General features: G+C 71.4%; 14 protein-coding genes. 5 read left to right on the plus strand and 9 right to left on the minus strand.

Translation table 11 applies throughout. From position 1 onward, the window contains the following. Window positions 1–57 precede the first annotated feature (57 nt). Genes folB through LCH29_RS24920 form a run of 3 tightly spaced genes read left to right on the plus strand, consistent with a single transcriptional unit; the run spans window position 58 to window position 1,562 of the window. Window positions 58–426 (plus strand): dihydroneopterin aldolase, encoded by a 369-nt coding sequence (gene folB / locus LCH29_RS24910; RefSeq protein ID WP_078510390.1) that lies wholly within the window; start codon window positions 58–60, stop codon window positions 424–426. Beyond that, window positions 423–1,016 carry a 2-amino-4-hydroxy-6-hydroxymethyldihydropteridine diphosphokinase gene (folK, locus tag LCH29_RS24915; protein WP_446463958.1) on the plus strand — a complete coding sequence of 198 codons (594 nt, stop codon included), beginning with the start codon at window positions 423–425 and terminating at the stop codon, window positions 1,014–1,016. The genes folB and folK overlap by 4 nt, the downstream gene beginning before the upstream one ends. Before the next feature lie 48 nt (window positions 1,017–1,064). Continuing rightward, window positions 1,065–1,562: a DUF3180 domain-containing protein gene (locus LCH29_RS24920; protein ID WP_446463959.1), complete on the plus strand. Its 498-nt coding sequence runs from the start codon at window positions 1,065–1,067 to the stop codon at window positions 1,560–1,562. A gap of 29 nt (window positions 1,563–1,591) precedes the next feature. On the opposite strand, the gene folE is transcribed toward LCH29_RS24920, so the two are convergent. The 6 genes from folE to dacB form a co-directional block, all read right to left on the minus strand. Continuing rightward, window positions 1,592–2,197, minus strand: a complete 606-nt coding sequence (gene folE, locus LCH29_RS24925; protein WP_446463960.1) for a GTP cyclohydrolase I FolE — start codon at window positions 2,195–2,197, stop codon at window positions 1,592–1,594. Between the two features lie 122 nt (window positions 2,198–2,319). Continuing rightward, window positions 2,320–4,362 (minus strand): ATP-dependent zinc metalloprotease FtsH, encoded by a 2,043-nt coding sequence (ftsH, locus tag LCH29_RS24930; protein ID WP_446463961.1) that lies wholly within the window; start codon window positions 4,360–4,362, stop codon window positions 2,320–2,322. A 256-nt stretch (window positions 4,363–4,618) separates the two neighbouring features. Then, window positions 4,619–5,158 (minus strand): hypoxanthine phosphoribosyltransferase, encoded by a 540-nt coding sequence (gene hpt / locus LCH29_RS24935; protein WP_123106858.1) that lies wholly within the window; start codon window positions 5,156–5,158, stop codon window positions 4,619–4,621. Between the two features lie 62 nt (window positions 5,159–5,220). Further along, entirely contained in the window at window positions 5,221–6,333 is a 1,113-nt protein-coding gene (gene tilS, locus LCH29_RS24940) for a tRNA lysidine(34) synthetase TilS (RefSeq protein ID WP_446463962.1), read from the minus strand. 199 nt (window positions 6,334–6,532) lie between these two features. After that, window positions 6,533–7,672, minus strand: a complete 1,140-nt coding sequence (locus tag LCH29_RS24945; RefSeq protein ID WP_446463963.1) for a zinc-dependent metalloprotease — start codon at window positions 7,670–7,672, stop codon at window positions 6,533–6,535. A gap of 117 nt (window positions 7,673–7,789) precedes the next feature. Continuing rightward, on the minus strand, window positions 7,790–9,274 hold the full coding sequence (dacB, locus tag LCH29_RS24950; RefSeq protein WP_446464096.1) for a D-alanyl-D-alanine carboxypeptidase/D-alanyl-D-alanine endopeptidase: 1,485 nt from the start codon (window positions 9,272–9,274) through the stop codon (window positions 7,790–7,792). 248 nt (window positions 9,275–9,522) lie between these two features. On the opposite strand from dacB, the gene LCH29_RS24955 reads away from it, so the two are divergent. Further along, on the plus strand, window positions 9,523–10,014 hold the full coding sequence (locus LCH29_RS24955; RefSeq protein WP_009716864.1) for an inorganic diphosphatase: 492 nt from the start codon (window positions 9,523–9,525) through the stop codon (window positions 10,012–10,014). Window positions 10,015–10,091: 77 nt separating this feature from the next. Here the strand turns inward: LCH29_RS24955 and LCH29_RS24960 are convergent, their stop codons facing one another. The 3 genes from LCH29_RS24960 to LCH29_RS24970 all read right to left on the minus strand — a co-directional run bounded on the left by LCH29_RS24960 (window position 10,092) and on the right by LCH29_RS24970 (window position 13,648). Next, window positions 10,092–11,801, minus strand: coding sequence for a threonine/serine exporter family protein (locus LCH29_RS24960; protein ID WP_446463964.1), 1,710 nt, complete (start codon window positions 11,799–11,801; stop codon window positions 10,092–10,094). A 217-nt stretch (window positions 11,802–12,018) separates the two neighbouring features. After that, complete coding sequence (locus tag LCH29_RS24965; protein WP_446463965.1) at window positions 12,019–12,714, minus strand: DedA family protein; 696 nt, start codon at window positions 12,712–12,714, stop codon at window positions 12,019–12,021. A 175-nt stretch (window positions 12,715–12,889) separates the two neighbouring features. Then, entirely contained in the window at window positions 12,890–13,648 is a 759-nt protein-coding gene (locus LCH29_RS24970; RefSeq protein ID WP_446463966.1) for a MerR family transcriptional regulator, read from the minus strand. Window positions 13,649–13,787: 139 nt separating this feature from the next. Here LCH29_RS24970 and LCH29_RS24975 point away from each other — a divergent pair, with 139 nt between their 5' ends. Continuing rightward, entirely contained in the window at window positions 13,788–14,573 is a 786-nt protein-coding gene (locus LCH29_RS24975; protein ID WP_446463967.1) for a LysE family transporter, read from the plus strand. Window positions 14,574–14,612: the final 39 nt, after the last annotated feature.

A 14,612-nucleotide genomic window follows, 5' to 3' on the forward strand; every position in this document is an offset into this window, starting at 1 on the left:
TCACTGGTGCGTTCCGGACCGGCCGGGGCGTGCCCGCGTAACCGACGACCAGCAGGAGTGATTCGGGTGGATCGTGTCGCGCTGCGCGGCCTGAGGGCTCGTGGGCACCACGGCGTGTTCCCGGAGGAGCGCGAGGAGGGCCAGACGTTCGTCGTGGACCTCGTGCTCGGCCTGGACACCCGTCCCGCCGCCGCCGACGACGACCTGACCAAGACCGTCCACTACGGCGTGGTGGCCGAGGAGGTCGTGGACGTGGTGCGGGGCGAGCCGGTCGAGCTGATCGAGACCCTTGCCGAACGGATAGCGGACACCTGCCTGAAGCATGATGTGGTGCGCGAGGTCGAGGTCGTCGTCCACAAGCCGCAGGCCCCGATCACCGTTCCCTTCGACGATGTCACCATCACCATTACCCGGAGCCGAGTATGAGCAGCAGCGACCCGACCGTGCAGCCCGTTCCCGCCTCCGTGGTGGAGAAGGTGGACGCCGCCGATGTGACCCTGTCCAACCCCAAACGGGCAGTGATCTCCCTCGGCAGCAACCTGGGCAACCGCCTGGAGACCCTCCAGGGCGCGGTGGACGCGCTGGAGGACACCCCCGGCCTGCGGGTCAAGGCCGTTTCTCCGGTGTACGAGACCGAGCCGTGGGGCGTGGAGCCGGGCACCCAGGCGACGTACTTCAACGCGGTGGTGCTGGTGAAGACCACGCTGCCGCCGTCCTCGCTGCTGGAGCGCGGCCACGCCATCGAGGAGGCGTTCGAGCGGGTGCGGGACGAGCACTGGGGTCCGCGCACCATCGACGTGGACATCGTGGCGTACCAGGACGTGGTCTCCGACGACCCGCGGCTCACCCTGCCGCATCCGCGCGCCCACCAGCGGGCCTTCGTCCTGGTGCCGTGGAACGACGTGGACCCGCGGGCCGAGTTCCCCGGCCGCGGCAGCGTCTCGGCGCTGCTGGACGAGGTGGGCGACGACGGCGTACAGGTCCGCACGGACCTGGAACTGCGACTGCCCGAGTAGACGTTGACCAGGTGACCAGACGTTGATGCGTGGAGGGGCGACCGCTCGGTGAGGCAACTTCGGATCGGGGTGCTGGTCGGGCTGTTCGCCGTGGCCGGTGTGGTGTCGTGGGCGGGCTCCCGGCTGTGGGACACGCTGGGGTCGCTGCCAAGCGTTCCGCTGGCGGCGCCGATCGTGCTGGCGCTGATCGCGGTCGTGCTGCTCGCGACCGCGATCTCGCTGCGCGCCCGGCTGCGCGCCCAGCGGGAGCGGGAGCCGGACGCGAAGGGCGTGGACCCGATGGTGGCCGCCCGCGCGGTGGTTTTCGGCCAGGCGAGCGCGCTGGTGGCGGCGCTCGTCGCGGGGATGTACGGCGGGGTCGGCGTCTTCCTGGTCCTGGAGCAGCTCGACGTACCGGCCCGCCAGGACCAGGCCATCTACGCGGGCGCTTCGGTGCTGGCCGGCGCGGGTGTGGTGGCCGCCGCGTTCTTCCTGGAGCGGGTCTGCAAACTGCCCGAGGACGACGAGGAGAACGGGCGCGGCCCGGGCGCCTCCGCCCGGGCCTGAGAGCGTCGTCCCGGCCCTCAGCGGGCCGTTCAGCGGGCCATGATGAGGCTCATCGCCTCGGCCCGGGTGGCCGGATCGCGCAGCTGGCCGCGCACGGCCGAGGTGAGGGTCTTGGCGCCGGGCTTGCGCACCCCGCGCATGGTCATGCACATGTGCTCGCACTCGACCACGACGATCGCCCCGCGCGGTTCCAGTATCCGCATCAGCGAGTCGGCGACCTGGGTGGTCAGCCGCTCCTGGACCTGGGGGCGGCGGGCGAACACGTCCACCAGCCGGGCCAGCTTCGACAGCCCGGTGATCTTTCCGTCGTGGGACGGGATGTAGCCGACGTGCGCGACCCCCACGAAGGGCACCAGGTGGTGCTCGCACGAGGACATCACCTCGATGTCCTTGACCAGCACCATCTCGTCGTGGCCCAGGTCGAAGGTGGTGGTCAGGACGTCCTCGGGCTCCTGCCGCAGCCCCGCGAAGATCTCCTTGTACGCGCGGGCCACCCGCCCCGGCGTCTCCCGCAGCCCCTCACGGTCCGGGTCCTCACCGACGGCGATCAGAAGCTCACGGATCGCGTTCTCGGCTCGCTTCTCGTCGAACACGCCGATGGTGCCCTCGCCGTCCAGCGTCACCGGGTCCGTCATGGGGCTTCCTCGTTCCTGATGTGCACAAATGCGGAATGCCGCGTCCCCAAGGCTAGAACCTGGGTGACGCGGCATTCATTCCGGGTCCTCCCGGGGCCCTCTCGGGCCCCGGGAGGCCGGGATCAGCTTTCGGAGCCGGAGCCCGACTCCTCGGGCCGCTCGACGCCGTCCTCGGGCGCGGTGGCCTTGGTGAGCGAGGCCGCCGAGGTGGGCTGGGCACCGTTCGCCGGGGCGAGCTCCCGGGGGGAGAGCACCGGCGGGCGGGTGGAGGGCGTACGCCGCGAGGAGCCGGTCCACGCCGGGCGGGCCGGACGCTTCACGACCGGGGCGAAGATCTCGGCGATCTCCTCCTTGTTCAGCGTCTCCTTCTCCAGCAGCGCCAGCACCAGGTTGTCGAGGACGTCGCGGTTCTCGACGAGGATCTCCCACGCCTCGTTGTGCGCGGCCTCGATGAGCTTCTTGACCTCCTCGTCCACCAGGGCGGCGACCTCTTCCGAGTAGTCGCGCTGGTGGGCCATCTCCCGGCCCAGGAACGGCTCGGAGTTGTCGGAGCCGAACTTGATCGCGCCGAGCCGCTCGGTCATGCCGTACTGCGTGACCATCGCGCGGGCCGTCGCGGTCGCCTTCTCGATGTCGTTCGAGGCGCCCGTGGTCGGGTCGTGGAAGACCAGTTCCTCGGCCGCCCGGCCGCCCATCATGTAGGCGAGCTGGTCCAGCATCTCGTTGCGCGTGGTCGAGTACTTGTCCTCGTCCGGCAGGACCATGGTGTAGCCCAGGGCCCGGCCTCTGGAGAGGATCGTGACCTTGTGCACGGGATCGCTGTTCGGAGACGCCGCCGCGACCAGGGCGTGACCGCCCTCGTGGTACGCGGTGATCTTCTTCTCCTTGTCGCTCATGATCCGGGTCCGCTTCTGGGGGCCGGCCACGACGCGGTCGATCGCCTCGTCCAGGTAGTGGTTGTCGATCAGCTTCTTGTCGCCGCGGGCCGTCAGCAGGGCGGCCTCGTTCAGCACGTTCGACAGATCGGCACCGGTGAAGCCGGGGGTGCGGCGGGCGACGGCCGACAGGTCGACGTCCGGTGCGACCGGCTTGCCCTTCTGGTGAACCTTGAGGATCTCCAGACGGCCCTGCATGTCCGGGCGGTCGACGGCGATCTGCCGGTCGAAACGGCCCGGGCGCAGCAGCGCCGGGTCCAGGATGTCCGGCCGGTTGGTGGCGGCGATCAGGATGACGCCGCCCTTCACGTCGAAGCCGTCCATCTCCACGAGCAGCTGGTTCAGCGTCTGCTCGCGCTCGTCGTGACCGCCGCCCATGCCCGCGCCGCGGTGCCGGCCGACGGCGTCGATCTCGTCGACGAAGACGATGGCCGGGGCATTGGTCTTGGCCTGCTCGAACAGGTCACGGACCCGGGAGGCACCCACACCGACGAACATCTCGACGAAGTCGGAGCCGGAGATCGAGTAGAACGGGACGCCCGCCTCACCCGCGACGGCGCGCGCGAGCAGGGTCTTACCCGTACCGGGCGGGCCGTACAGCAGCACACCCTTGGGGATCTTGGCACCGACGGCCTGGAATTTCGCCGGCTCCTGGAGGAACTCCTTGATCTCCTGGAGTTCCTCGACCGCCTCGTCCGACCCCGCCACATCGGTGAAGGTCGTCTTCGGCGTGTCCTTGGTGATCAGCTTGGCCTTCGACTTCCCGAAGTTCATCACTCGGGAGCCGCCGCCCTGCATCTGGTTCATCAGGAACAGGAAGACCACGACGATCAGCACGAACGGGAGCAGCGAGAGCAGAATCCCGACGAACGGGTTCTGCTTCGAAGTCGAGACGTTGTACCCGTCGGGGATCCCGTTGTCCTTCTGGGCATTGGCCTGAAGGGTCCTGGCGAGGTCGACGCCCTGGTCACCGATGTAGGTCGCCTGGAGCTTGTTGCTCCCCGAGACCTTGGCGACATTGTCCTTGAGTTCGACCTTGATCTTGTGCTCGTCGCCGGTCGTCAGCTCGGCGGACTGGACCTGGTTCCTGTTGATCGCCTTGACGACCTGGCTGGTGTCCACCGACTTGTAGCCGCCGGACGAGCCGACGACCTGCATCAACACGACCACGGCGAGGACGGCCAGCACGATCCACATGACCGGCCCACGGAAGTAGCGCTTCACGTCCATCCATACGGGGCGAAACCGCCCCGTCCCTCCTGCCACAGTGAGGCACGGCAGCCCTGGAGGGGCGCCTGTGCGTGCGGTGTATTGCGGTGTATTTAGTGGTGTATGAGCTGTGTAACCCTCAGTCTCGAAAAAGACTGACCTTCGGACGGTACCCCAGCATTGTCACCCGACGCCGCCGTGGAGTGTTAACACATCCGCCTTCCCCTGCTCCAACGGCGGAAAACCGCGCCAGGTTCCCAGGGGGCGGCGGTGCCTCTCAGCCGCCGTAGACGTGCGGGGCCAGGGTCCCGACGAACCGCAGGTTGCGGTACTTCTCCGAGTAGTCGAGGCCGTATCCGACGACGAACTCGTTCGGGATGTCGAAGCCGACCCACTTCACGTCGATGGCGACCTTGGCCGCCTCCGGCTTGCGCAGCAGCGTGCACACGTTCAGCGAGGCGGGCTCGCGCGACCCCAGGTTGGACAGCAGCCAGGACAGCGTCAGGCCGGAGTCGATGATGTCCTCGACGATCAGGACGTGCTTGCCCTTGATGTCGGTGTCCAGGTCCTTGAGGATCCGGACCACGCCCGAGGACTGGGTGCCCGCGCCGTACGACGACACGGCCATCCAGTCCATCGTGACGGGCGTGGAGAGGGCTCGTGCCAGGTCCGCCATCACCATCACCGCGCCCTTGAGCACGCCGACGATCAGCAGGTCCTTGCCCTCGTACTCGTCGTCGATGCGGGCGGCCAGCTCGGCCAGCTTCGCGTTGATCTCATCCTCGGTGATGAGGACCGACTTGAGGTCGGTGCCCATGTCCTTGTCGTCCACCCGCGCCACTCTCGTTCGACGTAACCGGCTCATCTGGCTCGGGCGGGTCAGCCCTGCCGGATCACCAGTCTGCCACCCTCCCGGCGGACCTCGACGCGGCCGGGGAGGTTGATGGCCCGCTGACCCCGCCAGCCGGTGATCAGCCGGTCGACTTCCTCGATGTGGCGGGCGAAGAGCGACCCGGCGGGCGCGCCCGCGGCGATGGCGGCGCGGCGCAGCACCCGGCGGCGGACGGCGGGCGGCAGCCCGTGCAGGCCGACGGTGTCCAGCTCGACGGCCTCGGCGCCGCCGGACCCGGCCCCGGGGGCGGGGGCCGGGGCGGTGCGCAGGACCTCGGCCTCGGCGCGGACGGCCCAGGCGTCGAGGGCGTCGGCGTCGTCGCGGGAGAGCTGGGCGGTGCGGGCGAGGGCCTCGACGACGCCCTTGCCGAGGGCCTTCTCCAGGACGGGCAGCGCCTCGTGGCGGACCCGGGAGCGGGTGTAGGCCGGGTCCACGTTGTGCGGGTCGTCCCAGACGGGCAGCGCCTGGACGAGGCAGGCCTGGCGCACGGTGTGCCGGTCGAGCTGGAGGAAGGGGCGGCGGTAGCGGCCGCCGGTGCCGGAGACGCGGGCCATGCCGGACAGCGAGCGGGTGCCGGAGCCGCGGGCGAGGCCCAGCAGAACCGTCTCGGCCTGGTCGTCGCGGGTGTGGCCGAGCAGCACGGCGGCGGCCGCGTGGCGCTCGGCGGCGGAGTCGAGGGCGGCGTAGCGGGCGTCCCGGGCAGCGGCCTCGGGGCCGCCGTCCCGGCCGACGGACACGGCGATGGACTCGACGGGGGCCAGGCCCAGCTCCCGCATCCGCTCGGCGACCTCGGCGGCGCGCAGGTCGGAGCCCGGCTGGAGGCCGTGGTCGACGGTGACGCCGCCGGCGCGCAGGCCGAGCCGGGGGGCCTCGAAGGCGAGCGCGGAGGCGAGGGCCATGGAGTCGGCTCCGCCGGAGCAGGCGGCGAGCACCAGGGGGCGGCTCTCGCGGGGGGTGGAGCCGCGGGGGGCGGGCGCCTGGGCCGGGGAGGCCGGGGAGGGCTGCGCGGGGGCGGAGGCGGCCGGGGAGTCGACGAGGACGTCGTGGAGGACGCGGCGGACCGCCAGGCGTATCGCGGCGACCGCTGGATGGGGACCCATGTCCGTTTCCCATCTGTCATGCGAGGGGGTGCCTCGGGGGGCGAACGAGATGTCGTCACGCGGGGGGATTCGTCACGCTGTGTATGTCGATGGTGACAGAAGCGAGCTGTTCCCCGAGCATCGCACGCCTACCCGTCGCTAACGGTCCCTCGGACGAGTGATTAACGGGAGCATTCATCCGTTCCCAAGTGAGCCGGTTTCACGACTCTGCCTTACGGTGCACCCGCGCGACCCACTCGGCGGGTTTGCTGATCTCCGACTTGGTCGGGAGCGTGTTGGGGGACGTCCAGACCCGGTTGAAACCGTCCATGCCGACCTGGTCCACCACGGCCCGTACGAACCGCTCACCGTCACGGTACTGCCGCAGCTTGGCGTCGAGCCCCAGCAGCTTGCGCAGCGCCTGGTCGAGGCGGCCCGCGCCGCTCGCCCGCCGCTTCTGGAACTTCTCGCGGATCTCGGCGACGGTGGGCACGACGTCCGGCCCGACGCCGTCCATCACGTAGTCCGCGTGCCCCTCCAGCAGCGACATCACGGCGGTCAGCCGGGCCAGGATCTCGCGCTGGGCCGGGGTCTGGACCAGCTCGATGATGCTGGGCGCGGCGCCGCGCTCCGCGGCCTCCTCGCCGTCCGGCCGCCCACCGCCCAGCGACTGGACGGCCTCCCGGATCCGCTCCAGCAGGGTGGCCGGATCCACGTCGGTCTCGCCCAGGAACGCCTGGATCTCGGACTCGATGTGGTCGCGCAGCCAGGGCACCGCGGTGAACTGCGTACGGTGCGTCTCCTCGTGCAGCGAGACCCACAGCCGGAAGTCGTGCGGGGCCACGTCCAGCTCGCGCTCCACGTGGACGATGTTGGGGGCCACCAGCAGCAGCCGGCCGCCGCCCGCGGCCCCGGCGGGCAGGTCGCGGGTGGCGGGCGCGAACGTCTCGTACTGGCCGAGCACCCGGGACGCCAGGAACGACAGCAGCATCCCCAGCTCGACGCCGGTCACCTTGCCGCCGACCGCGCCCAGCACCGCCCCGCCGGGGAGCCCGCCGCGCCGGTCCTGCATCTTGCCCAGCAGCGGCGACAGGAGCTGGCGGAAGCCCGCGACATTGGCCCGGATCCAGCCGGCGCGGTCCACGACGAGGACGGGGGTGTCGGAGGCCGGGCCGCCGGGGACGGCCATCCGGGTGAAGCCGCGGACGTGCTCCTCCGAGGATTTCGCGTGCCGTCGCAGCTCCGCGACGACGGCGCGCGCCTCGTCCCGGCTCACCTCGGGGCCCGGGCGCACCAGCCGGGTCGCGGTCGCGACGGCCAGGTTCCAGTCGACCATCTCCACACCACCGATGCTCGTCATGGCTTCACGGTACGTGGCCCGCGCCCCATCCGGGAGGAGACGACTCCCCGCACACGCGGCCGCCCCCGGCCCGACCGGGCGACGCGTCACCTCCGGCTCCGCTGTCTCGCCTCTGCCTCACCGGCATCCGCAGTTGGCGAGCGCCGAGGCCATGGTGTCCAGGGCCCGCTGGGCGCCCTGGGGGTCGGTGGTGCCGTTCGTCATGAACGCGAACACCAGGAGCCGCCCGTCGGCGTCGACGACGCTGCCCGCCAGGGTGTTGACCCCGGTCAGGGTGCCCGTCTTGGCGCGCACCACGCCACGGCCGACGGTGTCCGCGTCGTAGCGGGCGCGCAGGGTGCCGCTGAATCCGGCCACCGGCAGCCCGGTGAGCAGCGGCCGCAGCTCGGGGTGGCCGATGTCCGCGGCCCGCACCAGCACCCGGGCGAGCAGCGCGGCGGAGACGTGGTCGTCGCGGTCGAGCCCGCTGCCGTCCGCGATCCGGGCGCCGGAGACCGGCAGCCGGAGCTTCTTCAGCCGGGCGGTCACGGCCTTCGCCGCGCCGTCGAAGCTCGCGGGCTCACCGGCGGCGACGGCGGTCTGCCGGGCCAGGGCCTCGGCGATGTCGTTGTCGCTGTTGGTCAGCATCCGCTCGACGAGCGCGGACAGTGGCTGGGAGCGGACGGTGGCCAGCGGTTGGGGGCGCTTTCCGGCCTCCCGTTCCCGCGGGTCCCCGGTCACCTCGACGCCGCGGTCGCGCAGCATCGAGGCGAAGGTTCCCGCCGCGTCGGCCGCGGGGTCCTCGGAGCGCGCGGCCGGGCCGTGGTCGCTGTCGTCGAGGCGGCCCTCGTCGGCCATCAGCGGGGTGACGGGCGAGATGTTCTCGTTGGGGCCGATGGGGTGCAGCCCGGGCCCGGAGTAGAGCGAGGTGTCGTACCCGAGCCGGACGGACGTCGTGCCGCGCTTCTTGAGGGCGCGGGCGGTGTCGTCGGCCAGGGCGCGCAGCGAGGCGGGGCGCTCGGCGCCCTTGGCGCCGCGGGCGGTGAGGGTCGGGTCGCCGCCGCCCACGAGCACGATGCCGTCGTCGGCGCCCTGGACCACGGTGGTCTTGATCCGGTAGTCGGGCCCGAGGGCGGAGAGCGCGGCGGCGCCGGTCGCCAGCTTGATGGTCGACGCGGGCACCACGGCGTTCTTCGCGCCGGTCCCGAACACCTGCTGTCCCGTCGTCACGTCCACGACGGACGCCGAGCGGTCGCTGCCCAGCGCGGGGTCGTCCAGCAGCGGTTCCAGGGTGTCGGCGAGCCCGCCGCCGGTGGGCGGCGGCACCGCGTCCTCGCCGCTGTCCGGCGACGGCACGGCGCCTGGCGCGCCGAGGGCGGCCAGCACGGGCGCGGCGCTGGGGGCGGGCTTGCCGGGGTGACGCTCGCCACCCGCGGCCGGTCCGCGGGCGGCCCGGGCGCGTTCGGCCGTACGCTGGCCGGTGTCCCAGGGCCCGGAGGCGAGCACCGATCCGGCCGCGACGGCGAGGCCGACGGTGCCGGAGACGGCCACCAGCCGCCAGGTGCCGCGCTGTTGGGGCGGGGTGCGCCGCCAGCGGTCGTGGAGCCCGGTGCGTCGCCACAGGTCGCGGACCCGGCTGTGCCACGGCCGTTCCCGGACCGGGCGGTTCCACCAGTGGTCGCGGAGCCGGACCCGGACGGCGGCGACGCGGCGCCACTGGTCCCGCACGAGGGTCCGCCCGCGTGCGAGCAACTCCCTGAACTGCCGTGATCTGGCTTCAGGCACGACGGACCAGCCCCTTTCGCCACCACACACCTGCGTGGGGGACACTTAATCACCAGACGTATGTGTTGATCATGGAGGAGCCACCCGTGGAGTTCGACGTCACCATCGAGATCCCGAAGGGTTCGCGGAACAAGTACGAGGTGGACCACGAGACGGGGCGCATCCGTCTCGACCGTCGACTCTTCACTTCGACCAGCTACCCGGCGGATTACGGCTTTGTCGAGAACACCCTCGGCGAGGATGGCGACCCGCTGGATGCCCTGGTCATTCTCGACGAGCCGACGTTCCCCGGCTGCCTGATCAAGTGCCGTGCGATCGGCATGTTCAGGATGACCGACGAGGCGGGCGGCGACGACAAGCTGCTGTGCGTGCCCGCGTCGGACCCGCGGGTCGAGCATCTGCGTGACATTCACCACGTGTCGGAGTTCGACCGCCTGGAGATCCAGCACTTCTTCGAGGTCTACAAGGACCTGGAGCCCGGCAAGTCGGTCGAGGGGGCCAACTGGGTGGGACGCGCCGAGGCCGAGGCCGAGGTCGAGGCGTCCATCAAGCGCCTGGAGGCGTCCGGCGGCCACTGAGCCCCGACACCCGAACGGGCCGACCACAAGGTCGGCCCGTTCGTCGTTTACGCAGGTCGGAGCAGGGCAGCCGCGGGTCAGAAGCCGCGGGTGCGCTTGGCCGCGCGACGTCCCGAGGGGTCGTCCCCGCTGCCCGGGATCTTGAGGAACAGCCGGGCCGCCTCGCCACCCAGGTTCACCCCGATGGCAATCGCCAGGGCGAGTGCCGCCGCCTGGGTGAGGTGGGGGATGCCGCGGTCCAGATTTCCCTGGGCGAGGGCGAGCAGTCCGAAGTACGTCGCGCTACCGGGCAGCAGCGGCCCGATCGCCGCCGTGACGTACGGCAGCGCCGACGCGTAGCGGTAGCGGGAGAGCAACTGCCCGAACAGGCCGACCAGCCCGGCGGCCACGGTCGTGGCGGCGACCGGCGGCACCTGGGCGGTGTCGGCGAGCGCGCCGTAGACCACCCAGGCGACCCCGCCGTTGAGGGTGGCGAACAGCACGGTGTGACGTTCCTGCTGGAGCAGGATGCAGAACGTCAGCGCCAGCAGCATCGCCGCCAGGATCTGGGTGACCGGCCGCACATCGTGGCCCAGCGCCGCCTCCGGGTTCAGCTTGGCGTTCAGCTGGAGCCCGCCGTACAGCACGGTGAGCACGCCGCAGACGATGCCGACGATCAGGTAGCCGACCTCCAGCAGCCGGGCCGCGGCGGTGATGTAATACCCGGTCAGCCCGTCCTGGACGCTCGCCACCAGGGCCCGCCCGGGGATCAGCGCGAACAGCCCACCGGTGATCACCGCGGACGACTGGAGTCCCGCGCCCATGAGGCTGAGCGCGATCCCCATCGCGGCGGGCGGCATCGCCGCGACCACGAACTGGTAGAACTCCGGCAGTCCGCGCCCGGACGCCAGCCACGCCAGCCGGTCGCCCAGCATCGCGCCGATCGCCGCCGCGAAGAACACCGGCCACGCACCGCCGACCAGCATGCTCGCCGCGCCCGCCAGTCCGCCGGCGGCCACGGTGAGCGCCCAGCCAGGGTACGGGTGGCGGTTACGGCGGATCTCGGCGAGCCGCCGGTACGCCTCCTCCAGGGTGAAGTCGTCCTGCGAGGTGATGTCGTCGACGAGCCGGAAGACGGCGGCCAGCCGGTTGTAGTCGGTGCCCCGGCGGCGCACCGTACGGCTGGCGGTGACCGGGTCGTCGACCAGCGAGGGCTGGTAGCTGACCGACAGCAGGGTGAAGGTCACGGTCGGCTCGCAGCGGTGGAGCCCGTACGCGTGCGCCACACCGAGCATCGCCGCCTCGACGTCCTCGGCGCCCTCGCCGCCCGCGAGGAGCAGCTCGGCGATGCGGAGGGTGAGATCGAGCACACGGGGGACGGCGGGGCCCGTGTCGTCCTGCGGATCGGTGCGCTCGGCCGGTGTCGGACGCTCGCTGATCGGCATCCGCAGCATCGTGCGCATCCGGTCCTGCCAGGGCGAATCCTTGGTCAGCCGGACCATGGGTATGCCGTTCGGCGGTGTGAAGGCCGGGAAGCCGCCGGTGGTCTGGTTGGCCGACGTGACGACCCCGGCGGGCGGCACGAAGGCCGAGCTCTCGGTCTCGGGTGCGGTCAGCTCGGCGGCCAGCCCCTGGGGGATGGCGAACTCCGAGGTCGGGTGCTCACCATCGGGCGAGGGCGGCCGCGGTACGCCCTGGGGCGGTGTGAAGGCACTGTGCGCCTCATCGGACTGCGGCTTGCGGTTCTCCGCCGTATCCGCGTCCTGCGTGCCCGCGCCACGCTGCCCGTACTGTCGGTCCGACCCCACTGCCTCGCTCCTCGACCGCCTCCCCGTCACTCTTCCAGCAGCCACGATGCATCATCGGCGGCCACCGCAGCCCATTGTGCGGGCAGGTGGCCGCCGAGTGGGAGTGGGGGCAGCGTGTGCGACGGGTGTGTAGTGGGGTGACCCCTGTGAAGTGACGGTGAAGATGCGCCTCGGACGGGAACCCCGGGCCCCGGTCGGCGCTCGGGGCGCCGCCCGGTCAGCGCTTGGCGTGGCGGCCGCGCGGCCCCTGCTGGTCGGCCACCGGCCCGGCCGGTGCCTCGGCAGCCGCCTTCTTGGACTGGCTCCGGGCCCGCAGGAACTCGATCACGATCGGGATGACGGACAGCAGGACGATGCCGACCAGGATCAGCTCGATGTGCTTGTGGACGAAGTCGACCTTGCCGAGCGATGCGCCGAGCAGGGTGACACCCGTGCCCCACAGCACACCGCCGACGATGTTGAAGATGATGAACGAGCGGTAGTTCATCCGGCTCACGCCCGCGATGATCGGCGTGAACGTGCGCACGATGGGCACGAAGCGGGCCAGGATCAGCGACTTCGGACCGTGCTTCTCGAAGAACTCATGCGCCTTCTCCACGTTCTCCTGCTTGAAGAACTTGGAGTCCGGGCGCTTGAACAGCGCGGGCCCGACCTTCCGGCCGAAGAGATATCCGACCTGGTCACCGACGATCGCCGCGACGGCGACGGCCGTGCACACCAGCCACAGCTCCTGCTTGATCACATCGGTGGTGACCAGCAGACCGGTGGTGAACAGCAGCGAGTCGCCCGGCAGGAAGAAGCCGATGAGCAGGCCGGACTCCGCGAAGACGATGGCCAAGACGCCGAGCAGCCCGAAGGTTTCGATCAGATAGTCCGGGTCCAGCCACTGAGGGCCGAGCGCGAGGGTGGTCACGGGTCACAGGCTCCTGGGTCGAGGGGTGCAGGCTCGTGCTCGTGCGAGGCCCGGCCGCAGGGTCGGGGTACGGACTGCTGCGGGGTCATCGCTTCGCAGTGTGCCGCCCAAAGCTATCAACGCCATGTGCGTGCCCGTGGTTCCCGCTGTCCGCCCGCTCACACCCGAGGCCCTCTCAGCCGTGGCGCTCCGCGTTGGCCCGGATCGCGTCCCTGAGGTACGCGGCGAGCCCCGGCTTGGCCTTGTCGATGTTCTCGGTGAAGCGGTGATCCGTCACATAGTTCTCGGCGATGCAGGCGTGGAGCTGGTGGGAACAGTCGTAGTGGTTCCGGACGATCCCCTGCCGGTGCTCCTCGGCGAGGTCCATCGCGGCCTCGGATTCCGGCGCGGCGCCCGACTCCATCAGCGCGACGAAGCGGTCGTTGAGCCCGTCGGCCTCGGCCTGGATCCGCTGCCAGTCCTCCTTGGTGTACGAGGCCGCCCTGCGCTGCGACTCCCGGTACGCCTCGGTGTCGCCCCAGCGCTCCTCGACCTCGTCCGCGTACTGGTCCGGATCGAAGTCCCCGAAGACCTCGAACTTCTCCTCGGGGGTGAGATTGATGCCCATCTTGCGTGCCTCCATGGCGTGTTCGACGGCGGCGGCCATCTTCTGGAGCTGCTCGATCCGGTCGGTCAGCAGCGAGTGCTGACGCCGCAGGTGGGCCTGCGGATCCGCGTCCGGGTCGTCGAGGAGGACCGCCACCTCGTCGAGCGGAAAGCCGAGTTCCCGGTAGAACAGGATGCTCTGGAGCCGGTCGAGGTCGGCGTCGTCGTACCGCCGGTGCCCGGCCGTGCTGCGGGTGCTCGGGCGCAGCAGCCCGATCTCGTCGTAGTGGTGCAGCGTGCGCACCGTGACCCCGGCGAAGCCCGCGACCTGTCCCACGGAATAGCTCATGACCTGGTCCGCTCTCCCTGCATGTCGTTGTACGGGGGCCCGTACGGGCTCCACGGTGGCGCCTCACGTCGCGTGAGGTGCAAGTCCGGATGCCGAAATCATGCGGGCGCGATCCGCGTTCCCTGGCATCCTGCCGATTGTGCTGGGGATAACCGATCTTTCGACGTATCTGGCGGGACTTGCCCTGATCATCCTGCTGCCGGGCCCGAACTCGCTCTATGTGGTGTCGGTCGCCGCCCGCCGCGGCCCCCGCACCGCCTACCGGGCGGCGGGCGGGGTGCTGTGCGGGGACGCGGTGCTGATGACGCTGTCCGCCGGCGGCGTGGCGTCGCTGCTCCAGGCGAGCCCGGCGCTCTTCGCCGTGGTGAAGTTCGCCGGTGCGGGCTATCTGACCTGGCTCGCCGTGGGCATGCTGCGCGGGGCGCGGAAGCTGTGGCGCCAGGGGCCGGGCAGCGGCGCGCGGACTACCGGGGCCGCGGAGACGGCCGCGGGTGCCGCGGACGGCGAGGGCGGCGTGGCGCCCGGGGCGCCCGGGGCGTCCGGGGCGGTCGGGGCGTCCGGGGCGGTCGGGGCGTCCGGGGCGGTCGGGGCGGTCGGGGCGGTCGGGGCGGTCGGGGCGGTCGAGCGGCCCTACCGCCGGGCCCTGGTCGTGAGCTTGCTGAACCCGAAGGCGATCCTGTTCTTCATCTCCTTCTTCGTGCAGTTCGTCGACCCGGAGTACGCCCATCCGGCGCTGTCCTTCGTGGCGCTGGGCCTGTGGGCGCAGCTGTTCAGCATCACCTACCTGTCCCTGCTGATCTTCGGCGGTACGTATCTCGCGGCCGTCTTCCGGCGGCGCAAGCGGCTGACGGCCGGGCTGTCGGCGGGCGCGGGGGCGGCGTTCCTGGGCTTCGCGGCGAAGCTGTCGCTCAGCAGCGCGGGCTGACGGCCACGGGCTGTCGGCGCGGAATCCGGGCGGCGCGGG

This window comes from Streptomyces sp. BRA346 (genome assembly GCF_052851135.1).